We start from the raw sequence: 26919 nt of genomic DNA, 5'->3' as shown, positions 1-26919 counted from the left end.
TGTTGTTGGGTTCCTATAGTGAAAGCATTAATGGTAAATGCGGATTGGTGCATGGGGTGCAGAATAAAAACAAGAGGTGTGAGTGCATAGTCCGTTGTGGTCAAGAGTTGTTCGGTTCCTCTCCTATGCTGGGCTAAGTTACATTGAGAAAGCATTGATCTTCGGTTTTCCGATTACGGTGTTGTATTTGACTGGTGACAAAGCACGGTACAATCAAATCGAGTTCATTTTCTCGACTGCCGCGGTGAGCGCGCTATTTTTAGACGGAGGCCTCAAAACTTACCTTTTGTATGCATACAAGCAGAGTGAGCAGTCCGTCGAGCGGATTAAGCCGATTTTTGCCTCTTACAAGGTGCTGCTAAAGGGATATTTATTCGTGTTAGCAATGGCGTTTGTGTGTATGTCATTGTGGATGCCAGAGCGAATACTTGATTGGGGTGGAGCAACTGCCCGCGCTCTGTTTTTGTCCATGGTTGGCTTTGTCGCAGTCTGGTACCGGATTGCAGACAAGCCTTCCAGGGTATTTATTTTATCAATACCGGTATATGTCGCTGCCGGAGCATTGATTTGGCTCTTGGGTGATATAAGTGATACAGGATTTTCTATAGCATTGGTTGTGCCGCATTTGCTTGCTGTGGCATTAGCCGCATTTATAGGATTTTCTGTCGGCAGAGGAAACATGTGCGCACTAATTGTTCATATAAGTGCAGCGCTCAAATATGGTTGGCCAATATTGGCCAGTGTATTGCTCACCATGGTAGTAGCTAATTTCGGTAAGTTATATGCTTATAACTACCTTAGTGAAAAAGAAATGTTTAACTTCTCTTTTTCACAGCGTATGGCGCTTATTATACAGTTGGGTCACCTCGCTGTAAGCGGTTACATGGCAAAGCATCTGTTTGTTAGCGAGCAGAGAAGATTCCATCAAAAAACTTTTGCTGTGTATTTAATAACACTATTAATGGCAACCATTGTAGCCTATAGCGCAGCATGGTTTGCACCATCCCTTGGCTTTATATCCTCAACGCAGATAGATACGACATTCACCTTGATCATTATCTACACGCTGCTGTGGTGCATCGGCGGGTATCTCGAACTCTACCTTAATAGAGTAAATAGGAACTCTCTCGTTCTTGGTAGTGCAATTACGGCAGCAGGCGTTTTTCTCGCTTGGGTTATGTTTACTCGATATCCAATGATAAGCAGGATTGCAACAGCTATGGCTTTGGGAGCCGCATCGAATGTAATGTTTCTTATTATGAGCCTTTTTATTATTAGGCGTAATTAATGAAAAAATATTTTGCTATTTTAATCGCTTTTGTTCCTTTCAATTTTTTCCGGCTATTTCTTTACCGTCGACTGCTTGATTATCGCATTGTTAAAGGCGCAAAGATTGCTCCATTCACGCTTATTATCGCGGAGCATTGCGAAATAGGGAAAGTGTCAATCGGTTTCTTAAACTACATTTCTGCAAAGAAAGTTAATTTTCGAGATGATGTAAGAATAGGTAAATTAAATCGTTTTAAGTGGTTGGAAGAGATTTATGTGGGTGAAGGTACAACTATTGTGACAGGAAATGTCGCCTTTGGCACGAGGCCGGGTATCTCGCCTTTTGAAGGCTTTCAAAAACTCTATCTCGGTAAAGATTGCGTTATAACAAATAGGCACTTATTGGATGTCTCAGACGAACTGATAATTGGAGATAACGTAACAATAGCAGGTGAGGGGTCTCAATTTTGGACACACGGTTTCGACCTGCAACATGTAAAAATACAAGCCGGAATAAAGGTTGGGAATCGTGTTTACATAGGGTCTAGGTGTATGGTTCTGGGCGGCGCCCATGTTGCAAACGATGTAGTTATTGGTGCCGGTACGACAGTAGCTCGATCAATCGATCATTCGGGATTTTATGTTTCGTCTGGGTTAGTGCGAAAAAGCGATGTACCAAATTATACCAAAACAGATGCCTTAACCGACTACAACGGCTTTAAGTTTGTGCGAAGAATTTTACCTGCCGCAACCCAAAGCAATATTACAATCAGTAGAGACGCGAAATTATGAGTTTTTTATTTGAGGTTAATCTAAATCTATCTCCGGATGCATGGATAGTGCAAGCGAACGAGATAATGAGTGCGAACAAGAGCAGCGCAGTCAAGTTCAATGATGCCTTTGTATTAGCTGATTTTCGGTCATATTGCGGTGAGTCACTCGATATAGCTGTAGACAAATGGCTGCCTGGAGTTGGTAATTCGACAACTGGGTATGATATTGATGGAGAGTTCGCAATTGCTGCGGTATTCCCTGTGCGGCGTGAGATTGTACTTGCGCGCGATTGGTCTGGTGTCAGAAATATTTTTTATACTATTGAAGGGAATAGGCTAATCGTTGGAAGTAATGTATATCAAGTTGTTTCTTCGAGACATGATAGAAAATTCTCGTTAGTCTCATGTGCTGAGTATTTAGCATATGAGTATGTTGCAGAGCCGAAAACGCTGTTTGATAGTGTATTCTGCGTTCCTCGTGGAAAAACAGTTGTTATTAATGTTGACGGTAATATTACTATTAAAGGTTGCAGCAAACTTATTCCATTAGCTGTAGAAGGAGTCGAGTTATATTCAGGATTGCGCGATAGTATCACTCGGGCGCATCAAAAGCGACTTGGTCATACCAATGGGATTTATCTATCAGGAGGGATTGACTCTACAGTAATGGCAATTGCCTTGAAACGAGATTTGGGTCTGGAACAAGTTCACGCTTTGACATTTCGAACCATCGGGGCCGAACAGGACGAATCTGAAGAGGCTGAAAATGTGGCAAAGCAGTTGGGTCTAAGTTACGAGTGCGTATCTGTCGATCCAACTCGTTCGGTTGACCTCTCCGATGTGATAGATAGATCGAATTTCCCATATCCGGGTGCAATATTTTTAGAATGCATTGCTGATCATATAAGAGGCGCTGAACTCCATGGCATTACTCTTTTTGCAGGTCAGGACACACGACTACACACCCCGTCTTACAATATTTTAGATCGACTTGTCCTTCATCACTTTTTAGATAGTCAGTTTAGTAGACAGATTCTGAAGTTAACTGGTTTCGTTATTAAGGGTTTGTTTATGGATGGGCGTATACATAAGGGAGGTGAGCGACTTTTCATGGGGGCCGATTTAAGCGCTTACGTCGCTAGATACTTTTATCACTGTCACCAGTTAGGGACGCGAACACCGGGCGGAAGACTTGCCTCCGAGCAACTACTTGCTGATATTGTTGAAAACGTAAGTTTTGGAAATTCATCAAGAGAAGTATTTAACGATATTGTTAATCTTGCATGGGATCGCCAATATACTTCCGATATGGCTTACATGGGGGGAGTTACGAGATCATATGGAAATCAGTGTAGCCTGCCCTTTTACGATCGTGATCTTGCAAATTATTCTGCGTCGATTCCAATGGATATGGCACTAAAGACGACAGTGGGCCGGGCAGGCCATAGTGGAGCTAAAAAACGAGTCAATAAGTTTGTATTGCGAGAGGCTTATAAGAAAGACCTAACACCGCACATGATTTTTCGCGACAAGGCCGTTTGCGTGACTAATCATTTGTACTTGAATGGCTGCATGAGTGAGTATGTCACTGACCTGTTTCATACCCCCGTCCTCAAAGACACTGAAATTGGACAGCAGCTTGAACTTGGCCCATTGTATCAGCGGGGAATCGATAAAAATGGCAAGTGGACCATGCACGAATATGAGCAGGTCGTAGAGACTCATAACCTTTTGTTCCTGGAAATCATCGCTCGAAAATATGGGATTCAATGCTGATAGTTTCAAGCAATTAATACCAATAGATGACTCAATCGTTACCTAGTATGTCAAAAATTAATATTTGCTTCGTCGCAAACTACTATAAAACATATTTTTTTCATGAAATTGCAACTCACTTGCAAGCCAATGGTATTGATGTCTGTTGGATCGTCGTCAACCGGAAGCTACGTGATTTTTTGATAGATAAGTATGGGTCGGATGCTGTTCTCTATTTAAGCAAGGATGATGCTGAGCAGGCACGAGAGTCAGTAGGCGATTTTCGCCTCAATGAGTTGGTGCATGGCGATCGCGCGCTACGATACCAGGTTCGATGGGCATATTCCTTTCTAAATAACATTCAGCAGCCGATCTACGAGTTCCTGAAGCAGCACGATGTGCGCTTCGTCTTCGGGGAGATTACCTGGGCACATGAGATTCTAATTCATCGGGTGGTAACTTCTTGTCAAGAACTGAAGGCCGTCTATTATTGCCCTCATACTATTCGTATGCCCACAGGACGATTTGGTTTCTTTAGGGATGAATACCAGTCAGAGCTTGTCCCGTTGCCTACGATTAAGGAAGATAAGTCAGAAGGCAATTTATCTCCGATTATTGCAGAAAAGCCGGATTATCTGGCGCTTAACGATATGAGGTTACAGCAAGCGCGCACCTTCAGTGCCAGGCTGTCACGTCTGAAACGCTATTTTACTATGGAAAACATCGACGCCAAGGATCCGACTCTAATAGTTAATCGTTGGCTTTCCTTCAGACTTAGAGCCGCTGAAGAAATCAACCGCGAGTTATACCATCTTGTTCCGAAAGCAAGTTTCGATGAGACTCTGGCGAACCGGAATTTTGTGTTTCTGGGCTTGCACAAGCAGCCGGAAGCATCGATCGATGTAATCGGTCGTTACTATGAAAATCAGTTTTATAATATCGTTAACATTTGGCGTGCACTGCCAGATGGTTGGTTACTGCTTGTAAAAGAGCACAGCAATGCAGTAGGTGATCGATCATGGGGTTTTTATCGCAAACTCCGTCAGTTAAGAAATGTTGTGTTGGTCGACGAACAAGCCGATTCCCATACCATCATTCGGCGCTCACGCGCAGTCGTTACCGTCTCAGGCACCATGGCTTACGAATCAGCGCTTATGGGAATACCGAGTTTGACTTTTGGCGACGTATTTTTTAACCAACTGCCGGGGTGTCGTAAGATTGGACTTGAAAACCTGCGCGCCGGTGGTTTGCACTGTCTAGTTCATACGATAGACAAAGAGGCTAACGCAGAGTTTACACAATGGCTTAATGAGCATAGTGCGGAAGGTTGTATTAGTGATCCCGTTTCAAATCGTGCTTGTATGAATGCTGAAAATATTAAACAAGTAGTTGATGCCTTTATTGCGGTGATTAAATGAAGAGAGGGGGTATTGTACTTGTTTTGCTGTTAATTGCGCTTACCAATTTTGTTGTAATTACAATTGATGGGGTTGCGCCGCTTACTGTATTTATTCTATATTTTCCTGTTGTTGTTTACTTTGTATTAATTCGGTTAAAAAACAGATTGCCTGTCTTAGATAATCCTGGGGTAGTTATTTTGGCTGGCTATTTATTTTTTGTTAGCTTGATTAATATTGGTGAGGTCCGCTGGTCGTCTTTTTGGTATTCTATTTTATTTTGCGTGTTTTTTTTATTTATAGCTCAGCATCAATATGTTTTTTCTAGAGAGCGTATTCAAAAAACCAGTAAGATAATTATTTATTCTTATTTAATAAATGTATTATTAGCTCAAATTTTATTCGCTTTTATCGGTGGGTTGTCATCCTTGGAGTGGCTTTTTCAAGGGACATTAGACGCTAAGTCTGGGGTAATGAGGTTTCAAGGGTTTTCCAGTGAGCCATCATATGCTGCATTTGTTGTGCTTGTTGCTTTTCTAGTTTACAGCAGATTTACTAAGGACACACGTAAATCAAAGGCTATTATCCTTTTGTCAGTTATTTTCTTATTAAGGTCATTTTCTTCTGTTTATGGATATATTATATTAAGTGCGATTGGGTTAGATTGGGTTTTGAGACATAAGAAAACTACCAAAATTAATCGCATAATAATCTTGTTCATAGCAATTTTAGGGGGGGGGGTGGTAGGCAGCTTTGGTATTAGTGGAGAATCTAGAGTTGGGGGGATCATTTTTCTTATTGCCTCTGGTAATTTAAATTTAGAAAGCTTAAGGTTCATTGATGGGAGTGCTTTTATGAGGGTTGGGCCTTTGTTTTCTTACTTGGAAGAAATAGATTGGTTTTCTATGCAAACATATGTCGGATATGGGGCAGGAAGTGCTGCAATCCATTTTGGGAGTATATTTAACGATGTGATAGACTCGTCATATAAGGGATATGAGTCTAGTACTCTTAATTTGGGGTTTTTCCCTGCATTTTCTTATGATTATGGTATAATTGGCGTAATTCTTGTGTTCTTGACTGTTCTTCGTCGTGGAATGTGCGGATTTATTTCTATTGAGTCGTTTATTATTATTCTTTTGCTGTTTAATGCAAATTTTAATACGCAATTGTTTTGGTATGTATGGGCAATGCTATTTATTATGAATAATATTTCATCTCGCACATATGATATTGAAATGCGCATTAATTCTTTACGTTTTACGCGAGAGGTTTTATGACACACATCCGACTATTTGTTGATGGCCATGTCTTCGACGGTCCACATCAAGGCACAACCACTTTTCTTCGCGGTATCTATGGCAGCATGATTCGTCAGGGTAGTCCATTCGAAATTATGATTGGAGCCCAGTCAGATGATCTGTTGGAGAAAGAACCTTGGCTCGGCTCGGAAGTTAAGTTAATTAAGTATCGTACAGAGAACAGGTATGCACGATTGGGCTTTGAGATTCCATCAATCATTCGAAAATACCAAATTGATTATGCACATTTTCAATATTTTTGCCCACCTATAAAGAACTGCCGATGGATTGTGACGATTCATGATTTGCTATTTAACGATTTTCCTGAAGAGTTTCCCTTATCGTACCGTTTGCTCCGAAATGTGTTATTTAGGCATGCAGCTAGTCTGGCCGAAATCAAAACGACTGTTTCGGATTATTCGCGACTTACAATACAAAGAGATTTTGGCATACCAGCAGATCAGATACATGTACTGCCGAACGGAGTCGATTCCTCGTTATTTGAACCATACTCACGGGAAGATGCCAAGCAACAAATTCGCGCCGCTTATGGCGTCGACCGCTATGTTCTCTACGTGAGTCGGCTGGAGCCTCGCAAGAATCACGAGGCGCTTGCGCGTGCTTTTTTTGAGCTGGAGCTTGACCGAAAGGGTTATCAGCTTGTTTTTGTTGGTCGCCAGACATTGCCTGTGCCGGAACTGGATCGATTTATTGCAGATTTACCATCCGATCGTCGATTAGCCTTCCGTCATTTTGACAGTGTCGGACAGTCCGATCTTGTTAACTTCTATTGCGCGGCTGATTTATTCGTCTACCCCTCAAAGGCCGAGGGATTCGGTATTCCTCCGTTGGAGGCAGTGGCTATGAATATTCCAACGCTTTGCTCCAACGCGACAGCAATGGCTGATTTTGACTTTTTGGGGGATGGGTTATTTGCACCAGACGATCAAGATGAGCTTAAGAAAAAAATCCTCAACATCGTCAATGGCGGAGTCGATCATGCGCAGTTGGCTGATGCACGTCAAGCTGTACGTAACCGCTATTCGTGGGATATTGGCGCACAGAGGTTAACTTCTCTTATTTTAGCTGACCATAAAATGCGATAGTAGTAAAGATCAATAATATGAAGTTGAAATCACGAGACTGCAGCATAAATATATTTTTTTCACGATGGCATGCCGTCTTTACGTTGTTGACATTTTTCGGCTTATTGGTCAGCAGTAATTATGCTATATCCGAGAGTTTGTTGAATGTTGGGGAAGACCAATCTAAACATAAGCCAATACAGACCGAGGTCGGGGTTTTTTATTTCCCCGGATGGCACTCCAAAAGAGGTTATTGGAACGATATAAAAGGGTTGCCTGGTTCAAGATCCCCCAATGTGCCCTGGCCTGATCGAGAACCTTTGCTTGGCCTTTACGCTGAAGAGGATGTCAAGGTAGCCGAGCAGCATATCGAATGGGCAAACAAGTATGGAGTGACATTTTTTGCATATGATTGGTATTGGGAGGGAAAGGCGCCCAGTTCAAATCATGCGATTGAAAATTTCCTAAAGGCTTCTAACAATTCAAAGCTCAAGTTTTCCATGTTATGGGCAAATCATAGTGATGTGCCTAGGAATCTAAAAGAATTCGATGATATGGTGAGCTTCTGGCTGAAGCATTATCTTGGGCATCCTCAATATTATCGAATGGGTGGGAAGCCCGTGGTTTTTGTTTTTACTAACGGGCGTCTTGAGATCAACGCAAAAAAATTTGGCTGGTCTGCTAAAAGCCTTTTAGATCGTGCTGATGAGATGGCTCGAAAAGCGGGGCTCTCTGGCATCTTCTTTGTGGCGACAAACGACACGCGTCCTTCGGATAGTTTTGAGGCCAATCTCATCAAGCAGGGTTTTTCAGCTTACACAGGTTGGTGCAATATAGGGGGGGAGACCAATAAACCGGTTACCTTGGATTATCAGGTTATGGTCGATGCATATCTTGATTCTTATGATGCTGCGGCCAAAACAAAAGGTGAAATTCTCTATTTTCCACCGACAAGTTCTGGACGTGATTCAAGACCTTGGCTTGGTAGTAAGGCTCATGTTAGGGCTGACGCGAGTCCCATGAAATTCAGGTCGATGTTACAGGGGGCTAAGGCGTTAATCGATTCCCATAAAAAAGGCGTTATGCCTTTGGTCATGATTCAATCGTGGAATGAATGGGCTGAGGGTGCGTATATCGAGCCCAGTAAAAAATGGGGTTTTGAATACTTAAACACAATTAAAGATGTTTTGGGTAAATGTGGTACGCAGATAGGTCAGCCCTGCGCACCAAGCGAGATGAAATAAGCTATGAAGACTTTAAGAATCCTCGGTACTCGCGGTGTCCCTGCTGCTCACGGTGGCTTTGAAACCTTTGCAGAGCATCTGGCGCTGTATCTGGTTGCACATGGTTGGCGCGTCGTGGTGTATTGCCAGGAAGACGGACCCGGTCCTGTATTTGAAGACACTTGGCAAGGTATTGAGCGGGTACATATTCCGGTTGCGCAGACAGGCCCGAAGGGCACTGTGGTGTTCGACTGGAAGGCCACAGCACATGCTGCCCAGTTTGGCGATTTGTGTTTGACGTTGGGTTACAATACCGCAGCGTTTTGCGCTTTGCTTCGCATGAAGGGGGTGCCTAATCTGATCAACATGGATGGCATCGAGTGGTCGCGCGCCAAGTGGGGACCCGTCGCTAAGACCTGGTTCTGGCTGAATGATTGGGCGGGTTGTTGGTTGGGTAATCATCTCGTGGCCGACCATCCCAAAATCAAGGAGCATTTGAGAAGCCGCTGGCTGCGTGAAGACAAGATCACGATGATTCCTTACGGTGCGGATGCGGTTACGGATGCACATGCCGAAAAGGTGATTGTGCTTGGCTTGGAACCTAAGCGTTATTTAACCGTGATCGCGCGTGCCGAGCCGGAAAACTCCTTGCTGGAAATCGTGAAAGGTTTTTCGAAAAAGCCGCGAGGTTACCAACTTGCCGTGCTGGGTAATTATGACCCGGAGAAAAATGCGTACCATCGCGCCGTGATGGATGCGGCCGGCGCAGAGGTGTTATTCCTTGGGGCGATATACGATAAGGCCGTGGTGCGAGCTTTGCGCTTCCATTCAGTCGCCTATATTCACGGGCATCAGGTGGGCGGTACAAACCCGTCTTTGATCGAGGCGATGGGCGCGGGTAATCCGGTGATCGCGCACGACAACCCATTTAATCGCTGGGTGGCGGGTGAGTCCGCGCGGTATTTCAGTGACGCGGATGCGTGTTCCGATCGATTGGATGAGGTTTTGCAAAGCCCGAGTGTGCTTGACGAAATGAAACAGGGGATTTTGCAGCGCCACCAGGATGAATTTACCTGGGAAAAAGTGTTGGTGGAGTATGAAGCGTTGCTTGTTAAGTGGTTGCCTGATCTTTCCAAAAGAAAAATGAAGTCCGCTCGCCTTGGGCTTATTGAAAGGTGAATGGACTTCGACAAGCTGAGTATTAACGGAGTTAATTCTTTATCGTAACGTATCAAGAGTATGGGCTTTTATTAGATGAAAACTACTAAGGGGGCGGGATTTGCAATCCCATTCCCTTAGTTTTGAGGCTGCCGATAGCCTAAAGCTAGTGGAAACTCTGCGGACGGGGCTACAACATGCCCCGTCCAGCGAAGAGAATTGTCTGAATGCCTTATGGGGCTCCTTAATTACAGCATTTAAAATTTTTAATTGGGTTTATTTTTTATGATTCCAGTCATTTTATCCGGCGGTTCCGGTACTCGGCTATGGCCCCTGTCGCGTACCCATTATCCAAAACAGTTTTTACCTTTAACATCGGAAAATACGATGCTGCAGGAGACCTGGCTACGATTAGAGGGCGTGCCCGCCTTAAGCTCGCCGATTGCCGTCTGCAATGAAGCGCACCGGTTTATGGTGGCTGAACAGTTGCGGGAGATCGACGTCAAGCCGGGCGCGATCATATTGGAGCCTTTTGGCCGCAATACCGCGCCGGCCATTGCCTTGGCGGCCTTGTCGACCCATCCGGACGAGGTGTTGCTGGTTTTGCCGTCGGATCATGTCATTTTACAGGTGTCCGTGTTTCAAGACGCCGTAAAACAGGCGGAACGCTTGGCATTACAAAATTTCCTGGTCACTTTCGGGATCGTGCCGACGCATCCCGAAACCGGCTACGGTTACATCAAACGAGGAGCCGTCGCCGTCATGGACGATTCAGCGTATCCGGTGGCGGCGTTTGCCGAGAAGCCAGACTTAAAAACGGCGCAAGGCTATTTGGAGAGCGGGGACTATCTGTGGAATAGCGGCATGTTTGCTTTCAAAGCCGGAGTTTTTCTACAGGAGCTGGAAAAATTCAATCCGCAAATGCTGGCCATTTGCCGGGAGGCATTTAATGCCGCGCAGCGCGATGTCGATTTTGTTCGTATCCCGGCGAATATTTTCACTTCTTGTCCGTCGGATTCGGTCGATTATGCGGTGATGGAAAAAACCGATAAAGCCATGGTGATTCCGCTGGATGCGGGATGGAACGATGTGGGCTCGTGGTCGGCTTTATGGGAGGTCACGGCGAAGGACGATCGGGGGAACGCGATACGCGGCGATGTGCTTACCGTCGATACGCATGATTCTTTTATCCATTCGGAGAATAAACTCGTTGCCGTCGTCGGGATTAGGGATCTGGTGGTTGTGGAAACCGATGATGCGGTCATGATTGCGCCCAAGGACAGGGTGCAAGATGTCAAACTGTTGGTAGAGCAGTTGAAAAACGACAAACGCCCCGAAGCCGATGTGCACCGTAAAGTGTACCGGCCGTGGGGCTTTTATGACGAAATTGACATGGGAGAACGGCATAAAACCAAACGGATCGAGGTTAAACCCGGCGCCAAGCTGTCTCTCCAGATGCACCATCATCGCGCGGAGCATTGGGTCGTCGTCAAAGGCACTGCCTTAGTGACCCGAGGCGAGGAGCAGGTGCTGGTGTCGGAAAATCAGTCGACCTTCATTCCTTTGGGAGTGACTCACCGTTTGGAAAATCCGGGCGTCATTCCGCTGGAAATGATCGAGGTGCAGTCCGGCAGCTATTTAGGCGAAGACGATATTGTCCGCTTCTCCGATCACTACGGCCGCCAAATCAAACCCCTCTGATTTACGGAATGCTCTTTATCCGCATTTAAACCCACTCACAAGGAAATCATGAAAAACAGCCGTGAAATCATTGCACTCAGCCCGATCCGCTTCGGCACCAGCGGCGCACGGGGCTTGGTGGAGGATTTGAACCCGGAGGTATGTTTTGCCTATACGCTGGCTTTTTTGCACAGCGTCCTGCCGACGCCCGGTTCGCGCGTGGCGGTTGGCATGGATTTACGCCCCAGCAGCCCTGCGATTGCCGCAGCTTGCTTGGCGGCGATCCGTCATGCCGGATTCGAGGTCGATTTTTGCGGCATCATCCCGACGCCGGCCCTGGCCTTTTATGCGCAGGCGCAAAACATCCCGGCCCTGATGGTCACCGGCAGCCATATCCCTTTCGACCGCAACGGCATCAAGTTTTATCGCCACGACGGGGAAATCACCAAGCAGGATGAGGCGGCCATCGGCGCCGCGGAACTGACGCTGCCGGACGATCTGGCCGTTGCCGCGCTGCCGGAAGCCAATCGCTCGGCTTATCGGGGTTTCATCGACCGTTATCTGCAATTTTTCGCGCCGCAACAACTGGACGGCCTGCGGCTGGGGCTTTACGAGCATTCGAGCGTGGCGCGCGATCTGTTGCGCGAATTGCTGGAAGCCTTGGGCGCCGAGGTCGTTGCGATCGAAAGGACCGATCAATTCGTGCCGATCGATACCGAAGCGGTCAGCGCGGAAGATGCGGCGAAAGCCAGGCAATGGGCGAAGACCTACGGATTCGATGCGATTTTGTCCACCGACGGCGACGCCGACCGCCCTCTGCTCGGCGACCAAAACGGCCAGTGGCTGCGCGGCGATATTGTCGGCATCTTGTGCGCGCATTATCTGGGCGCCGGCGCGATCGCTACGCCGGTCAGCAGCAATACGGCGGTCGAAAAGTGCGGGCGTTTTACGGTCAAGCGCACCCGGATCGGCTCGCCTTACGTGATCGAAGGCATGCAGGCGTTGGTAGGGCAGGGCCTGGATGCGGTGGTCGGTTTCGAGGCGAACGGCGGTTTTCTGGTTGCGACCGAACTGCGCAAGGACGGCCGCCGCTTGCAACCGTTGCCGACGCGCGATGCGGTGCTGCCGATGCTGGCCTTGCTGGCGCTGGCCAGGGAGCGCGGCGTCAGACTGTCCGACTTGCCGGCGAGCCTGCCGGCCCGATTTACCGCCAGCGACCGGCTTCCCGCCTTCGCGACCGAGAAGAGCCGGCAACTGCTTGAGACGCTGGCGGGCTCAGAGCAGGCCGTCAGTTCCTTGCTTGGCGAGGTGTGCGGGCAGCCGGCGGGCTCCGATCAAACCGACGGTTTGCGCTTGTTCTTCGGGAACGGTGAGATTGTGCATCTGAGGGCGTCTGGCAATGCGCCGGAGCTGCGTTGCTATGCGGAGGCCGGGACACAGGCGCGCGCCGAAGAAATTGTCAGGTCTTGTCTGGTGCGCATAAAAGGCGGCTAACGTCATTGCGGGCATAACTCTTTGGATTTTTAGAAGTGTCTGTCAGGTTAAATTCAGCATAGAAAATTTTCTCTCCAGACAGTTTTGCCATCGATTAATGTGGCCATGGGCGCTCGTCCACGATCATATCGTCTTTCCCCGGCGCGATATGCATCCCGTCCGAGATATTTAGAGACTGAGGATTTCAGGATAATTCGCGAGGCGGACAGTTTTCAGCATGTCATGGATTTCGTCATGGGGATTCGCGCTATAAGGGAAATTCAGACGGGGTGGGTTAGCCGCAAGAAGGCATGCAGGGGGGGGCTGACAATTGTCCTGGCCTATTTGTTTATGTACAATATATCTGTACAAATAATGGGGGTGTTATGACAATTGAAACCACTTATAGCCAAGCGCGCGAGCAATTGAAATCGTTGATGGATCGCGCTGTGGATGATCATGAGGTGATTGTTGTGCGGCGCAGGAGCGGAGGGGCAGTCGCAATGATTGCGGCGGACGAACTTGAAAGCTTGCTGGAAACCGCACATTTACTGCGTTCGCCCAAGAATGCGGAACGCTTACTGACAGCATTGGCGCGTGCACGGTCGGAAGACATGGCGCCGATATCGCTTGCAGACCTTGAGCAAAAGATGGGGATCGATGCGTAACGGCGACCGCGTTGCCGTTTTTCATCCGGAATTTCTGGAAGACTTGCAATATTGGGTTGAGACTGACCGGCGCGTCGCCAAGCGCTTATTGGAACTTGTGAAAGCCACGCTGCGCGTTCCCTTCGATGGCATTGGCAAACCCGAACCGCTAAAGTATCTGGGACCGGATGTGTGGTCCCGGCGTATCACGCAAGAACACCGTTGCGTTTATTTAGTCAAGCAAGATCGCGTTGAATTCTTGCAGGGGCGTTACCACTATTAACAATACCCCGGCGAGACGGGATTTGCAATCCCGTCCCCATCGTTTAGGGGCTGCCGATACTCCTAAGCATATGGAAACTCTGTGGACGGGGCAGCATGCCCCAGCAGGAGTGAATATTTGGGCCAAGCAATATGACTTGGACCCAGCCCGTCCGTAATGTTTGAGGCCTTGGATTGGCGTAATGCTTTGCGCAGGAGGGTAGTCTGCAAACTTTTGGGACGGGGTTATAAACCCCGTCCCGCTCAGAAAAGTGAAGTCCGCTCGCCCTGGGTTTGCCGGAAGGTGAATAGGCTCCGACGAGCCGGGTATTAACGGCATGAATACCTTATCGCAACATACCAAATAGTATGAGATTTTATTAGATGAAAACCATTCTTATCACCGGCGGCGCCGGCTTCATCGGCTCAGCCGTCGTTCGTCAATTCATCCACGAAACCGATTGCAGCGTGGTCAATCTCGACAAGCTGACCTATGCGGGCAATCTGCAATCGCTCGCTTCGGTGTCGGAAAATCCGCGTTATCGCTTTGAGCAGGTGGACATCTGCAATGCAGACGAAGTCGCGCGGGTGTTCCGCGAGTGTAAACCGAGTACCGTGATGCACTTGGCGGCGGAATCGCATGTGGATCGCTCCATCTCCGGCCCGGCCGATTTTATCCAGACCAACATCGTTGGCACTTATACCTTGTTGGAGGCCGCGCGTGAATACTGGAATGGTCTGGGCGTCGAGCGCAAGGCCGCATTCCGCTTTCACCACATCTCCACCGATGAGGTGTACGGCAGCTTGGGCGAGAACGGCTTCTTCACCGAAGAGACGGCTTATGAGCCCAATTCCCCGTATTCCGCCAGCAAGGCCTCTTCCGATCACCTGGTGCGTGCCTGGCATCACACCTATGGCTTGCCGGTCGTCACCACCAATTGCTCGAATAACTACGGCCCCTACCATTTTCCTGAAAAACTCATCCCGCTGGTGATCTTGAACGCGGTCAACGGTAAATCCCTGCCGATCTATGGCAAGGGGGACAACATTCGCGATTGGCTCTATGTAGACGACCATGCGCGCGCTTTACGCCTGGTGCTGGAACGTGGCAAGCTGGGCGAGACCTATAATATTGGCGGCTGGAACGAGAAGACCAATCTGGAAGTCGTGCAATCCATCTGCGCCATTCTGGATGAACTACACCCGCAGGGCGCGCCGCATAGCCAATTGATTACCTTCGTGCAGGATCGTCCGGGGCACGATCGTCGTTACGCGATTGATGCGACCAAGATTGCCCGCGACCTGGGCTGGAAACCGCAAGAGACCTTCGAGTCCGGCCTGCGCAAGACCGTCGAATGGTATTTACAAAATACCGATTGGGTGCAAAACGTGACCAGCGGCGACTATCAAAACTGGGTGCAAAAAAATTACGCGAACAGGAGTGTGGCATGAAGGGCATTATTTTGGCGGGAGGTTCGGGTACGCGGCTTTACCCTGTGACACAGGCTGTCTCGAAGCAGCTGCTGCCGGTGTATGACAAGCCGATGATTTATTACCCGCTGTCTATTTTGATGTTGGCCGGGATACGTGAGATTTTAGTTATCTCTACACCGCAAGATACACCGCGCTTTGAGCAACTGTTGGGCGACGGTAAACAGTGGGGGATCGATTTGAGTTACGCGGTGCAGCCTTCACCGGATGGCCTCGCGCAGTCGTTCATTATTGGCGAGGAGTTCATCGGAGATGATGCCTGCGCCCTGGTGCTCGGCGACAACATTTTTTATGGGCATGGCATGGATGTGTTGTTGCATGCCGCGGCAACCAAGCAGGAGGGCGGCACCGTGTTCGCCTATCATGTGGATGATCCGGAACGCTATGGCGTGGTTGAGTTCGATGAACAAGGTAAAGCGGTTAGCCTGGAAGAGAAGCCTGTTCGTCCTAAATCCAACTATGCGGTAACGGGATTGTATTTTTACGATAACAGGGTGGTGGATATCGCCAAGTCGATCAAGCCTTCGGCTCGCGGCGAGCTTGAGATTACCACGGTGAATCAGATTTATCTGGAGCAAGGTAATCTGGACGTGAAGGTGATGGGGCGCGGCTATGCGTGGTTGGATACCGGGACGCATGAGTCTTTGCTGGAGGCATCGCTGTTCATTCAGACCCTGGAAAAACGCCAAGGGTTGAAGATCGCCTGCCTGGAAGAAATCGCTTTTTCCAGAGGTTATATTTCTGTCGAACAGCTAAAACAATTGATCGTGCCGTTGGCCAAGAATGGCTACGGGCAATATTTGCAACGGCTGATAAGGGAAAGAGACTGATTATGAATATCGTACCGACGGGCATATCCGATTTGCTGATTGTTGAGCCTAAAATCTTTGGCGATGAGCGCGGATTTTTTTATGAGAGCTTCAATGCCAGGGGCTTCGCCGAGCTGACGGGTGTCGATTTGGCATTTGTGCAGGACAATCACTCAAAATCCGCGCGCCATGTATTGCGTGGGCTGCATTACCAGATACGGCAGCCCCAAGGCAAGCTGGTGCGCGCGGTGGTGGGCGAGGTGCTGGATGTGGCCGTGGATATTCGCAAAAGCTCGCCGACTTTCGGGAAGTCGTTCAGTGTCATTTTAAGCGCGGAGAACAAACGCACGCTGTGGATACCGCCCGGTTTTGCCCATGGCTTCGTGGTACTCAGCGAAACCGCCGAATTTCTTTATAAAACCACCGATTATTGGGCGCCGGAACACGAGCGATCGATTTTGTGGAATGATCCGGCATTGGCCATAGACTGGCAATTATACGGTGCGGCGCCGGTGCTGTCGGCTAAAGATCAGGCAGGTCAATTGCTAAAGGATGCCGAGGTATTCGAGTGAAGGTAGGGTGCGGGGTAAGGAAAATTCTGGTCACCGGCAAGTCGGGTCAGGTGGGATGGGAGTTGCGGCGCAGCTTGTCCACTCTGGGGGAGGTGATAGGCATTGGTTCCGCTGAGTTGGATTTGGCCGATGCGGATGCGATACGTCATTTCATCCGTCAGCTGAAGCCCGACATTATCGTCAATCCTGCCGCTTATACAGCGGTGGACAAGGCCGAGTCGGAAGCCGATTTGGCGATGGCGGTGAATGCGATAGCCCCCGGTGTTCTTGCCGAGGAGGTCAAGCGTTTGGGGGCATTGCTGGTACATTACTCAACCGATTACGTCTTCGACGGAATCAAGCGGGAGCCTTACGTTGAGGATGACCAACCCAATCCGCTGAATGTCTATGGCGCAAGCAAACTGGCGGGAGAACAGGCGATTCGAAACGCTGGAGCGAATCATCTGATCTTACGGACGAGCTGGGTCTACGGCGTACGGGGAAAGAATTTTTTACTGACCATGCGCCGATTAGGACGGGAGCGTGACGAACTTGGCGTCGTGAATGATCAAACCGGTGCCCCCACCTGGAGCCGGGCGATAGCCGAATGTACGGCCCAGATGCTGGCGCAGCTTTATGCGCCTGGTGACAGTGCCGATTTGCCGACTAGGCTAAGTGACACCTATCACCTGACGTCTCAGGGTCAGACGACTTGGTGCGGTTTTGTTAAGGAAGCGGTTGCTTACGGATTGCTGGATGGTCGGGATAAGCCGCTTGTTATCAAGCCGATTAACACGGCCGCATATCCTACCCCGGCTATTCGCCCAATGTATTCCGTGATGTCCAACGCCAAACTTTTCGAGACCTTTGGTATCCGGATGCCTTCCTGGCAGCAGAGTTTAACGATGGTTCTGGAGGAGTTTGGGACGTGTTGATTACTTTCATTACCGGCAGCTTAGTTCTTTTTCCGATAAAACAGCATGATCAGGCATAAGCGATTTTCGTTTTGGCGATTATTCAGTTTAGGGACTGCGGTATCCTTGATGACGTTTTTAGCCATGATGGAACTGCAAGGCAGCACGGCGCTTCACGTTTCAGCGCCCTGGGATAAACTGGTTCATGCTTCCGTTTATGGTTTTTTAAGCGCGTTGTTGTGGTGGGGACTGGATCGCAAGCATAGATTTTGGCGGCTATTGGCTTTGATGGCCGTTCTGGGCATGGGACATGAGTATTTTCAGTCTTATCTGCCGGGTCGTACTTCAAGCGTTTGGGACTGGTTGGCCGATGTGATCGGAAGTTGGATGGTTTTGCTTTTCCTGGTGTTGGCAAAACGAAAGGGAGGCAATGCCGAAGTTGTTTATGCCGATAACTAGAGGAACCTGGAGCCGGACGCAACATTTGGAGAGAGGCTTGGATGTGTATGTTGATTTGCGCAGTTCAAACGTCCGGGACGGGGTTGCAAACCCCCATCCCGTTCAGTCATCGCCTTGGCCTGCGGTTTTATCTGGCTGCCCATGTAAAATGGCAACAGCCCCTAGCCTTTTACAAAAGCTCAAGAAGGGCTAACAGGATGGAGTTGATCCACTAGATCTTTCAGCTGTTGATAAGCGTTCTTAGCGAGTTCTTCGGCTGCTTCTTTAATGGCCTTTGCTTTCTCAGCTGCTGCCCGAGCAGCATCGATTTTTGCTTGATCCGGTTTGGAGGAGTTTTCTAATTTAGCAAGTTTCTTTTCTGCTTTTAGTTGTGCATTAGCGGCTTTCTTTTCTGCTTTTTCCGCAAGCACAGCGGCGGCGGCTTTATCCTTTATGAGTTGTAATGCCTCGTCACTCGCTTTTTTTTGTTCGGCTACCAGCGTTAATTGTGCCGCTGCCGCAGCTTTGCGAGCGGACGCTGCATCAAGTTTTGCCTGAGCGGCAGCGATTTTGGCTGGATCCGGGTTGGAAGACTTTAGTAACTTAGCTAATTCTTTTTCTGCTTTTTGCTGTGCTCTAGCGGCCGCAGCATCATCTTTCGCTGCCTTGACAAAGGCTTTGTTATTTGTCTTTGCAACTTGTATTGCTTCCTGTTTAAGATCCTTGGATGTTGCCGCATTCGCTAAAGGCATTGCTACGAGCATCACTATACTAAGCAGTAAAGTAACTATTTTCATGGTCTTGTCCTAAAAAATTGAAGAATTATAAAATGGCAATTAAAGTCTAATAGTTTTTCGAAAAAATTCGAATTTAATTTCTAGCACTCTATCAAAAAAGAGAATTAAATTTGAGGCCTAAATTGATCGTTGGATTGACCAAGGCGGTACATGAGCTTAACGATGCTTTACCGATAAGGGGAGGGGATCTTCTCATGCCCAAAGCTTTGAGTTTTCCATGAAGCCGGGTTTGACGGATTGCCGGTCATTCTAATGGGAAAAGATAAAAGAGACTGACTTTTGTAGAAACGGAACCTTACTGTGCGTTTTTTTGTTAAAATCCAAACAGAAATCTTGTTTTTCTACTTAAAATTAAAGTTAGACGAATGGTAACGTTGTTTCCTCGGTCCGGACGGGATATATATCCCGTCGGTAATGTTTGGAGAGCTTGGGCATGCATGAAAATTTGCGCTTATGGGCAGTCTTTAAGCATGGGCCGAGGCTGCAAACCCCGGCTCGCTTAGGGAAGCTGTTCGCTGAGCGGAGCCGAAGCGAACAACCGGCTTTGGCTCCGCTCGGCCGGCGATTGCTTCGGAGCCGCTATCGCTGTGAACAGCTTCGGACCTTTTTCTGTCAGTATGCATTTAAAATCAAAAGCTTAACCATCCTGAGCCGAACGACGTCGCGAACACCAGGCTGACGATTGTCATCAGCTTGATCAAAATGTTCAACGACGGGCCGCTGGTGTCCTTGAATGGGTCGCCGACGGTATCGCCGACGACCGCGGCTTTATGCGCATCCGAACCTTTGCCGCCGTATTGTCCGGTTTCGATCCACTTTTTCGCGTTATCCCAGGCGCCGCCCGCGTTCGCCATCATCACCGCGAGCAGGAAGCCGGAACTCATCGTGCCGATCAGCATGCCGGCCAGGGCTTCCTTGCCGAGCACATGGCCGACTACAATCGGCACAACCACCGCCAGGGCTCCCGGCAGAATCATTTCCTTGAGCGCTCCTTCGGTGCTGATGCCGACGCAGGCTTTGTAATCGGGTTGCGCAGTGCCTTCCATCAAGCCCGGAATTTCATGGAACTGGCGGCGCACTTCCATCACAATCGCGTGCGCGGCCTTGCCGACCGCCATCATCGTCAAAGCCGAAAATAGATACGGCATCATCGCGCCGATCAAAATGCCGGGCAGCATGGTCGGGCCGAGAATGTTCAAGCTTTCGATTTTCGCGGCAGTCACATAGGCTGCCAGCAGCGCCAATGCGGTCAATACCGCCGAGCCGATCGCAAAGCCTTTGCCGGTGGCCGCGGTTGTGTTGCCCAGGCTGTCCAGCGCATCGGTGCGGTGGCGGACTTCGCCCGGCAATCGTGCCATTTCGGCGATACCGCCGGCATTGTCAGCGACCGGGCCGTAAGCGTCGGTCGCAAGCGTCACGCCGAGCGTGCTGAGCATGCCGACGCCGGACAATGCGACCGCGTAGAGACCTGCAGCCATTGTTCCGTCAGCTTTGTAGCCGAGCCAGATGCTGAGCAGAATCGCGGCTGCGGTAATCAATACCGGAAACAGCGTGCTCAGCATGCCGACTGCCATGCCCTGAATGATCGTCGTCGCGGGGCCGGTTTGCGTGGCGTGCGCGATCGAGAGAGTCGGTTTGTCGGTGTAGGAGGTGAAATATTCGGTCGCGTAGGCGATGCCATTGCCGGCGATCAGGCCGACCAGGATTACCAGCCAATAATTGATGCTGACGCCGGAAACCAGCACGGTCAACAAGCTGAGCGCCAAGACCGCGGCGGATGCGCCCCAAACCGAGCGGCGCAGCGCCGCCAACAAATCTTCCAGCGAGGCGTGCTCGTCGATTTTGGCCACGAAGCGCCGCAAATGGTGGCTGTAGCGAATCCATAAGGAATGGCCGGGGTAAATTTTGGTTGTGGCTTCGGCCGGATTTTGCTCTTCTCCGGTCACCATGTAAATCCCGAACAGGCTGGACAACACGCCGACCGCCGCGACCAGAAACGGCAGCCCGATGAAGGCGGCGGCTTTATCCGCGCCGAGCGTCGCGCCGAGCGTCGCGGCCGCGATGATCGAGCCGCTGTAACTTTCGAACAGGTCCGCGCCCATGCCTGCGACATCGCCGACATTGTCGCCGACGTTATCGGCAATCACCGCAGGATTGCGCGGGTCGTCCTCGGGAATGCCTTTTTCGACCTTGCCGACCAGGTCGGCTCCGACATCGGCGGCCTTGGTGTAGATGCCGCCGCCGACGCGCGCGAACAACGCGATGCTGCTCGCGCCGAAACCGAAACCGGTCACATAGGTCAATTGGTTCGGATCGCCGTTGAATATCAAATAGAGAGTCGTCATGCCGATCAGGCTGAAGCTGACTACAGACATGCCCATGATCGCGCCGCTGCCGAAGGCGACCCGAAGGCCTTCATGCAGACCTCGGCTGGCCGCCGCGGCGGTCCTGACATTCGCGCGCACCGCGACATACATGCCCAAATAACCCGCGCCCGCGGAGGCGATGGCGCCGACGACGAAGCACAGCGCAGTCTGCCATTGCAGAAAAGATGAAATGACCGACGCCACGATCACAACGAAAACAGCCAGAACCCGGTATTCCCGGTTAAGAAAAGCCGAAGCCCCTTCTTGAATGGCTTCCGCGATCGCTTGCATGGCGGCATTGCCGCGGTCGTAGCCAAGAATGATTTTTAACTGCCAAAGGACGTAAATCACGCCCAGAAGCCCCATCAGTAATGCAATAATGATCGACAGCGATGCGCTAAACACCGTTCCTCCTATTTTTAGTTATTGTTATTGATAAATAGCTTGGCAACGGTCAAGGCGTTTCCGCAGGAACGCACGGAAAAAACGCCGGGAAAGCCTGTTGTTTCACATCAACATGATGAAAAAGTCCCTCCAAAACCTTCATGCATGTAAAACCGGCGGGAAAGGCAGATAATTTTGTTTCGATCCCAGCCCATCCGGTTGCGTGAGTCTATTTTTTCGCCACAATCGGCGAATCGGGCGGTTGACAATTACACAAGCTGTCGAGTAGGTTACTGAAAAGTTAAAATAACCACAATAAAAAATTGCCGGATGCGATTTTCTTTTGAGTGCGACTCGATAGAGTTTTTTGGATTGCGAACGAAAAGCGAAGCGGGATTGTCTTCTTGAATGCGGGGAATCTTCGGCTGTAGGATTAAGGACAGGCACACCCTGCGTCCGCGGTCTGGCGATGCATGTCCATTATGTGAATTCGGGCTTTACCGCCGAAATCATGACCATGTTCGCGCTGGCGTAAAAGCAACCTGCGTCGGCGGCGCGTCGGATTTCGCGGCGCCAATCTTCCAATTGCACGGCGCTAATCCATTGCGCGGCGAGCGCTTGCTCTTCGATTGCTTCCTGCATCGTCAAAAAATAAAACAGGTCCAGGTCGGTTACGCATAACGGATAAACTTCAACCTGGACATCCGCAAGCTGGCATTGTTTAAATTGACGGTATAGGCTGCGTCCGGAATAGCCGTTTTTGAGCACGCGCGCCAGCCGATACTCGGACAGCGCGCGCTCGGTCGCCGGAAACGGCGTATCGATCGATAAACTAAGCCAGTCGGTATCGATCACGACAATTTTGCCGCCCGGTCGGGTCACCCGTTGCATTTCCGCCAACGTGCGTTCGGGTTGGTCGAGATGCATGAAAAGCCGTTCGCTGCGGCAGCCGTCGAAAACATTATCTTGAAAAGGGAGATCCTGCGCATTGCCCTGAATGAAAGCGGCCCGGTCTTTTAAAGCGTCATGCGCGCCGGCCGTCGAGGCCTGCTTAAGCATGCCGATGTCATTATCGAAACCTGTAATCTGGCCGGAAGGATCGATCATGCCGGCCAGAGCGAATACATCCCCCCCCGGGCCGCAGCCTAAGTCCAGCAGGCGGCTTTCTTTACCGACGGCAAGCCGCTCGTAACTGCGTTGTTTGAGTGCCGCCAAGACGGCCGCTGTTTTGGTAAGATAGAAAAAACTAACTTGTCCGTCGAAGTCTTGTGAAGAGCTCATAAATTGTCTGAATAAATTGCAACGATGAATTATATTACTTATGATGTAATACTCGGTCGAGGAGATTCACATGCTGGGCGATTCAACTCTGATATCGCATTATAAAAAATATTTCCGGATGATTAAGGCGACCAGCCCTGAACTAAAGAAAATTGCTTTTCATATACGCTATCGTGTTTATTATGAAGAAAAAAAAATAATTGCCTCCGATATGCTTGGCGAGGGGTTGGAAACCGATTTATGGGACCCTTGTTCGATTCATGCGTTACTTTATCATAAACCGACCAACCAACCCATCGGCAATGTCAGACTGGTTCCGCTGCATGTCAGTCCGACGCAGACGCTACCGGTTGAAGAACATTATCCAAAACCGTTCGACTTTAGCCGGGCGCCGGTCGAGCATATCAGAACCGGAAAAACGGCCGAGGCGTCCAGAATGTTGATCCTTTCTTCTTTCCGGCGACGGGAGAGCGATATGAACGGTGATTTTGAAAACGAGCAAGAGGCAACCGGCGACGCGAACGGTAAACGCTTCCCGGTCAGTTATTTGCCGGTTTGTATGATATTCGCGACCGCGATTTTGATGCAGGAAGAAAAGCTCGATTACGGTGTTGGCCTGATGGAGCCGCGCCTGGCCAGATTATTGACGCGATTCGGTGTCGGCTTGCACCAGATTGGCGAAACGGTTGATTATTTTGGCCATCGCGCGCCGTACCTCATTTTTCCCGAGCCAATCTACAAAAATCTAAATTCGGAATACCGGGCGCTTTACGATACGATACAATCTGAATTACTCGGTTAGTTTTATCCTGAAAATTGCATCAATTTCCCACCCCGCTATGGAAAAAAACACACAATGTTTTTTGAGTCTGGTCTGGAAAGCGATACTGTCCGTTAGTTTTGCGACTTTTCTTGCTTCTGGGGCGATTGTGCTTTTTGGCCAATTCACCTTGAACAAAAATTATGAACAGGAGCGGTCCCGCTTGCACCATGCGTATTCCCAGGCTTTTCAAGCCATCTTGGAGCAAGTCAAGAGTGACAGGATCGACATCAGCTGGTTAATACCGGGACTTTTGGAGTCCACGATGGGGCCGGACAAGGCATTGGATGCCATTAAAAAAACCATCGACAGGAACTGGTCGCAAATCGAGCTGGAATCGCAGATTGCCTCGGTTTTTCTGTTCACTAAGGATGCCCGAAGACTCGGCAATTGGGGCGACGCGGGCTACCAAAAGCAGTTTGATCAATGGGTTCGTCTCGCCGCTAAAAATGAAACCTCTTACGACTATATCGGGTGCGAGGATCGTTGCATTCATTTCCGCACGACGCCATTTTTACATAACGGCGATTTCCTCGGCATTTTTATCTTTGGCATCGATTTGGCCGATTCGGTTTTAAAATTGAAAAAAGTGATCGGTCTGGATGCCGGCATTCTGACCAAGCATCCGCCCAGCGCCAATAGCAGCATTCTGCGGATTGAGCCTTGGTCGATGAACGTGATCGCGATGACCGAGTTTAACAAAAATTCGGCATTGCTGACAGAAGTCAGCAAGCGGCATCCTGAAGATTTGCCGCAAGGATCGCTGATTATCGAAGTCGGCGGTAAGACTTACGACCTTATTTCACTGCCTTTTGAAGGCAGCGACTCAACACGGTTGCTGATTATCGAAGATGTCAGCTCATCATTGAATAGCGTCAAGCAGGCAACCGCCTTGTATGCGCTGAGCGGTTTGTTGAGCCTGCTATTATCCGGCGGTGTCTTGTTGTTTTTATTGATCGGACCGACGCGACGACTCAAGAGTCTGGTCAATGTGTTCCCGCTGATTGCGAAAAAACAATATCACGCCGTTGCAAAGCATATCCGGCCGTCGAAACGCGCATGGGTCAAGGACGAAATCGATGTGCTGGAAAGCGCGTCGCATGCACTGATCTGCACGCTGCAAGAACTCGATGATCAGGTCAATCAGCGCACTCAAGCCCTGTCGAATCAGGCAAAGGAGCTTTTAATCGAGAAAAACTTTATCGATAATATGCTGAACACCGCGCAGGTGATCATTTTGACCATCGACAAAACGGGCATGATCCGCACGGTCAATAAATTTACCGAGCAATTAACCGGCTATTCGGCAAGCGATCTGGTCGGCAAACTATTTTCCGAGCTGTTTTTTACCCCAGAGACTTCCGAACTGATCCGCGCGTCGAACGGCGTTTTTGAGCGAACGCAGACCAAAAGTTTGCAGTTCGAGTGTCCGATTTTTGCGGTGGACGGTTCCGAGCTCTATCTTTCCTGGTATTTGTCGCCGCTGTTCATCGAAGAACTCGGTGTCGAATCGACGGATGAAACCTTGGTCGTTGGTCTCGATCTGACCGAACGCAAAAAATCGGAAAATCGCCTGACCTGGCTGGCCGAACACGATCCCCTGACCAGCCTCTATAATCGCCGTAAATTCGAGAAGGAGCTTGAACATGCGATCAGTCTGGCAATTCGGCAAGATCACAAGTCCGCTATCGTGTTCTTCGATATCGATCAATTCAAATATATCAACGACAGCAGCGGTCATCAGGTCGGCGATGAACTGTTGGTCAAGGTGGCCGAAAAACTCCGGCACATCACGCGCCAGGCGGATATTATCGCGCGCTTCGGTGGCGACGAATTTATCCTTTTAGCCTCCAATGTCGATCAAAAACAGGCCGAGGATCTGGCGCAGAAATTATGCAGCGAAATGGCCACCGTCGTCATTGGCATTGACAGTGAGCAGCACCGCGTCTCGGTCAGCGCGGGCTTATTGATGTTTCCGGAAGGCAATTGCAGTGCGCATGATCTGTTGGCGTCGGTCGACATTGCGATGTATCGGGCGAAAGAAGAAGGGCGGGGCGGCTGGCGGCTGGCCAGCCATGACGACATCAACCGCAAACAAATCAAGAGCCGGGTGACCTGGAAGGCCAGGATCGAAAAGGCGCTCGAGGAAAACCGCTTCGTACTGTATTACCAACCGATCATGCGGATTGCCGACCGGACGATTGTGCATTACGAATGTTTGCTCAGAATGGTTGGCGAGGGTGGAGAAATATCCCCTCCGGCAAAGTTTATCGAGGTCGCGGAACAAACCGGGCTGATTTATCAAATCGACCTGCGTGTAATCGAACTGGCGTTCAGAACACAGGCCGAACTCTTGCGGCAAGGCTGCAATATCAAAATGTCGATCAATCTGTCGGCCGAAATGCTGTCCAACCCGGATGCCTTTACCGTGATCAGCCGGTTTTTACAGCAATACCACCTCGATGCGGAGCATTTCATTTTTGAAGTCACCGAAACGCAGGCGGTAACGAGACTGCAAGCCGCGCATGATTTGATCCTGCAAATCGAAAGCATCGGCGGCAGTTTCGCGCTGGACGATTTCGGTGTCGGTTTTTCATCGATGAGCTATCTGAAACAATTGCCGGTCAATTATTTGAAGATTGACGGCTCATTCGTTAAAAACATCGTGCATAGCCGCGAAGATCAGCTTTTCGTGAACGCCATCAACAGCGTCGGCCAAGGCATGGGCATCAAAACGATAGCCGAATTCGTCGAAAATCAGGACATTCTGGAGGTGCTGGCCGGCATCGGCATTGATTATGCGCAGGGCTACGGCATCGGCAAGCCCATGCCGCATCCCGAGTTTCATTGGGAAAAGATCAAGGTTGCCAGCTGAGGTTACCCCCCCCAATGCCATTAAGTTAAGAGAAGCTTCGCTCCTTCTCCCTTCGGGAGAAGGTTGGGATGGGGGGATCAAAATAAAGTATTTTTCCTTATTTTTGATCCTCCTCACCCCAACCCTCTCCAGCAGGAGAGGGAGCTTTCTTCTTAACTTAACGGCATTGCC

22 protein-coding genes are annotated in these 26919 nt (G+C 49.5%); 19 read left to right on the top strand and 3 right to left on the bottom strand.

Annotated features, from left to right (window positions below; translation table 11 throughout):
* The first annotated feature begins 187 nt into the window (after positions 1–187).
* The 17 genes from U2W12_RS04795 to U2W12_RS04715 all read left to right on the top strand — a co-directional run bounded on the left by U2W12_RS04795 (position 188) and on the right by U2W12_RS04715 (position 18246).
* Positions 188–1288 (top strand): hypothetical protein, encoded by a 1101-nt coding sequence (locus U2W12_RS04795; protein ID WP_326499531.1) that lies wholly within the window; start codon positions 188–190, stop codon positions 1286–1288.
* The gene (locus tag U2W12_RS04790) at positions 1288–2061 is read left to right on the top strand and encodes a hypothetical protein (RefSeq protein ID WP_326499530.1); all 774 of its coding nucleotides are present in this window, start codon (positions 1288–1290) and stop codon (positions 2059–2061) included. Before U2W12_RS04795 ends, U2W12_RS04790 begins: the two co-directional genes overlap by 1 nt.
* Positions 2058–3818 carry an asparagine synthase-related protein gene (locus U2W12_RS04785; RefSeq protein WP_326499529.1) on the top strand — a complete coding sequence of 587 codons (1761 nt, stop codon included), beginning with the start codon at positions 2058–2060 and terminating at the stop codon, positions 3816–3818. The genes U2W12_RS04790 and U2W12_RS04785 overlap by 4 nt, the downstream gene beginning before the upstream one ends.
* 47 nt (positions 3819–3865) lie before the next feature.
* Entirely contained in the window at positions 3866–5215 is a 1350-nt protein-coding gene (locus U2W12_RS04780; protein ID WP_326499528.1) for a hypothetical protein, read from the top strand.
* Positions 5212–6474, top strand: a complete 1263-nt coding sequence (locus U2W12_RS04775) for a hypothetical protein (protein WP_326499527.1) — start codon at positions 5212–5214, stop codon at positions 6472–6474. Before U2W12_RS04780 ends, U2W12_RS04775 begins: the two co-directional genes overlap by 4 nt.
* Positions 6471–7601, top strand: coding sequence for a glycosyltransferase family 1 protein (locus U2W12_RS04770; RefSeq protein WP_326499526.1), 1131 nt, complete (start codon positions 6471–6473; stop codon positions 7599–7601). The genes U2W12_RS04775 and U2W12_RS04770 overlap by 4 nt, the downstream gene beginning before the upstream one ends.
* Positions 7602–7618: 17 nt before the next feature.
* Positions 7619–8824: a glycoside hydrolase family 99-like domain-containing protein gene (locus tag U2W12_RS04765; protein ID WP_326499525.1), complete on the top strand. Its 1206-nt coding sequence runs from the start codon at positions 7619–7621 to the stop codon at positions 8822–8824.
* Between the two features lie 3 nt (positions 8825–8827).
* Entirely contained in the window at positions 8828–9982 is a 1155-nt protein-coding gene (locus U2W12_RS04760; protein ID WP_326499524.1) for a DUF1972 domain-containing protein, read from the top strand.
* A 264-nt stretch (positions 9983–10246) separates the two neighbouring features.
* Positions 10247–11662: a mannose-1-phosphate guanylyltransferase/mannose-6-phosphate isomerase gene (locus tag U2W12_RS04755; protein ID WP_326499523.1), complete on the top strand. Its 1416-nt coding sequence runs from the start codon at positions 10247–10249 to the stop codon at positions 11660–11662.
* A 48-nt stretch (positions 11663–11710) separates the two neighbouring features.
* Complete coding sequence (locus tag U2W12_RS04750; RefSeq protein ID WP_326499522.1) at positions 11711–13135, top strand: phosphomannomutase; 1425 nt, start codon at positions 11711–11713, stop codon at positions 13133–13135.
* A 365-nt stretch (positions 13136–13500) separates the two neighbouring features.
* Positions 13501–13782, top strand: a complete 282-nt coding sequence (locus U2W12_RS04745; protein ID WP_326499521.1) for a type II toxin-antitoxin system prevent-host-death family antitoxin — start codon at positions 13501–13503, stop codon at positions 13780–13782.
* Positions 13775–14044: a Txe/YoeB family addiction module toxin gene (locus U2W12_RS04740; protein WP_326499520.1), complete on the top strand. Its 270-nt coding sequence runs from the start codon at positions 13775–13777 to the stop codon at positions 14042–14044. The genes U2W12_RS04745 and U2W12_RS04740 overlap by 8 nt, the downstream gene beginning before the upstream one ends.
* Positions 14045–14406: 362 nt before the next feature.
* Positions 14407–15474: a dTDP-glucose 4,6-dehydratase gene (gene rfbB, locus U2W12_RS04735; protein ID WP_326499519.1), complete on the top strand. Its 1068-nt coding sequence runs from the start codon at positions 14407–14409 to the stop codon at positions 15472–15474.
* A complete protein-coding gene (gene rfbA, locus U2W12_RS04730) occupies positions 15471–16343 on the top strand; it encodes a glucose-1-phosphate thymidylyltransferase RfbA (protein WP_326499518.1) in 873 nt (290 codons plus the stop codon). The genes rfbB and rfbA overlap by 4 nt, the downstream gene beginning before the upstream one ends.
* A 2-nt stretch (positions 16344–16345) precedes the next feature.
* Positions 16346–16894 (top strand): dTDP-4-dehydrorhamnose 3,5-epimerase, encoded by a 549-nt coding sequence (rfbC, locus tag U2W12_RS04725; protein ID WP_326499517.1) that lies wholly within the window; start codon positions 16346–16348, stop codon positions 16892–16894.
* Complete coding sequence (gene rfbD, locus U2W12_RS04720) at positions 16891–17808, top strand: dTDP-4-dehydrorhamnose reductase (RefSeq protein ID WP_326499516.1); 918 nt, start codon at positions 16891–16893, stop codon at positions 17806–17808. Before rfbC ends, rfbD begins: the two co-directional genes overlap by 4 nt.
* 123 nt (positions 17809–17931) lie before the next feature.
* Entirely contained in the window at positions 17932–18246 is a 315-nt protein-coding gene (locus U2W12_RS04715; RefSeq protein ID WP_326499515.1) for a VanZ family protein, read from the top strand.
* 179 nt (positions 18247–18425) lie between these two features.
* Here U2W12_RS04715 and U2W12_RS04710 read toward each other — a convergent pair whose 3' ends face one another.
* The 3 genes from U2W12_RS04710 to U2W12_RS04700 form a co-directional block, all read right to left on the bottom strand.
* Positions 18426–19022 carry a hypothetical protein gene (locus U2W12_RS04710; RefSeq protein WP_326499514.1) on the bottom strand — a complete coding sequence of 199 codons (597 nt, stop codon included), beginning with the start codon at positions 19020–19022 and terminating at the stop codon, positions 18426–18428.
* Between the two features lie 629 nt (positions 19023–19651).
* Positions 19652–21793: a V-type H(+)-translocating pyrophosphatase gene (locus tag U2W12_RS04705; protein WP_326499513.1), complete on the bottom strand. Its 2142-nt coding sequence runs from the start codon at positions 21791–21793 to the stop codon at positions 19652–19654.
* A gap of 459 nt (positions 21794–22252) precedes the next feature.
* Positions 22253–23053, bottom strand: a complete 801-nt coding sequence (locus tag U2W12_RS04700; protein ID WP_326499512.1) for a methyltransferase domain-containing protein — start codon at positions 23051–23053, stop codon at positions 22253–22255.
* A gap of 70 nt (positions 23054–23123) precedes the next feature.
* Here U2W12_RS04700 and U2W12_RS04695 point away from each other — a divergent pair, with 70 nt between their 5' ends.
* Positions 23124–23855 carry a PEP-CTERM/exosortase system-associated acyltransferase gene (locus U2W12_RS04695; protein ID WP_326499511.1) on the top strand — a complete coding sequence of 244 codons (732 nt, stop codon included), beginning with the start codon at positions 23124–23126 and terminating at the stop codon, positions 23853–23855.
* A 37-nt stretch (positions 23856–23892) separates the two neighbouring features.
* Complete coding sequence (locus U2W12_RS04690) at positions 23893–26748, top strand: EAL domain-containing protein (protein WP_326499510.1); 2856 nt, start codon at positions 23893–23895, stop codon at positions 26746–26748.
* The last annotated feature ends 171 nt before the right edge of the window (positions 26749–26919 follow it).

This window comes from Methylomicrobium sp. Wu6 (assembly GCF_035916875.1).
Lineage (GTDB): Bacteria > Pseudomonadota > Gammaproteobacteria > Methylococcales > Methylomonadaceae > Methylomicrobium.
Note: the sequence above shows the minus strand (reverse complement) of the source record. Positions and strands in the feature narration are given on the sequence as shown.

Excerpts from the sequence above, each read along its gene's own strand:
- U2W12_RS04790 (WP_326499530.1), top strand. The coding sequence starts at position 1,288 with ATGAAAAAATATTTTGCTATTTTAATCGCTTTTGTTCCTTTCAATTTT.
- U2W12_RS04785 (WP_326499529.1), top strand. The coding sequence starts at position 2,058 with ATGAGTTTTTTATTTGAGGTTAATCTAAATCTATCTCCGGATGCATGG.
- U2W12_RS04780 (WP_326499528.1), top strand. The coding sequence starts at position 3,866 with ATGTCAAAAATTAATATTTGCTTCGTCGCAAACTACTATAAAACATAT.
- U2W12_RS04775 (WP_326499527.1), top strand. The coding sequence starts at position 5,212 with ATGAAGAGAGGGGGTATTGTACTTGTTTTGCTGTTAATTGCGCTTACC.
- U2W12_RS04770 (WP_326499526.1), top strand. The coding sequence starts at position 6,471 with ATGACACACATCCGACTATTTGTTGATGGCCATGTCTTCGACGGTCCA.
- U2W12_RS04765 (WP_326499525.1), top strand. The coding sequence starts at position 7,619 with ATGAAGTTGAAATCACGAGACTGCAGCATAAATATATTTTTTTCACGA.
- U2W12_RS04760 (WP_326499524.1), top strand. The coding sequence starts at position 8,828 with ATGAAGACTTTAAGAATCCTCGGTACTCGCGGTGTCCCTGCTGCTCAC.
- U2W12_RS04755 (WP_326499523.1), top strand. The coding sequence starts at position 10,247 with ATGATTCCAGTCATTTTATCCGGCGGTTCCGGTACTCGGCTATGGCCC.
- U2W12_RS04750 (WP_326499522.1), top strand. The coding sequence starts at position 11,711 with ATGAAAAACAGCCGTGAAATCATTGCACTCAGCCCGATCCGCTTCGGC.
- U2W12_RS04745 (WP_326499521.1), top strand. The coding sequence starts at position 13,501 with ATGACAATTGAAACCACTTATAGCCAAGCGCGCGAGCAATTGAAATCG.
- U2W12_RS04740 (WP_326499520.1), top strand. The coding sequence starts at position 13,775 with ATGCGTAACGGCGACCGCGTTGCCGTTTTTCATCCGGAATTTCTGGAA.
- rfbB (WP_326499519.1), top strand. The coding sequence starts at position 14,407 with ATGAAAACCATTCTTATCACCGGCGGCGCCGGCTTCATCGGCTCAGCC.
- rfbA (WP_326499518.1), top strand. The coding sequence starts at position 15,471 with ATGAAGGGCATTATTTTGGCGGGAGGTTCGGGTACGCGGCTTTACCCT.
- rfbC (WP_326499517.1), top strand. The coding sequence starts at position 16,346 with ATGAATATCGTACCGACGGGCATATCCGATTTGCTGATTGTTGAGCCT.
- U2W12_RS04715 (WP_326499515.1), top strand. The coding sequence starts at position 17,932 with ATGATGGAACTGCAAGGCAGCACGGCGCTTCACGTTTCAGCGCCCTGG.
- U2W12_RS04710 (WP_326499514.1), bottom strand. The coding sequence starts at position 19,022 with ATGAAAATAGTTACTTTACTGCTTAGTATAGTGATGCTCGTAGCAATG.
- U2W12_RS04700 (WP_326499512.1), bottom strand. The coding sequence starts at position 23,053 with ATGAGCTCTTCACAAGACTTCGACGGACAAGTTAGTTTTTTCTATCTT.
- U2W12_RS04695 (WP_326499511.1), top strand. The coding sequence starts at position 23,124 with ATGCTGGGCGATTCAACTCTGATATCGCATTATAAAAAATATTTCCGG.
- U2W12_RS04690 (WP_326499510.1), top strand. The coding sequence starts at position 23,893 with ATGGAAAAAAACACACAATGTTTTTTGAGTCTGGTCTGGAAAGCGATA.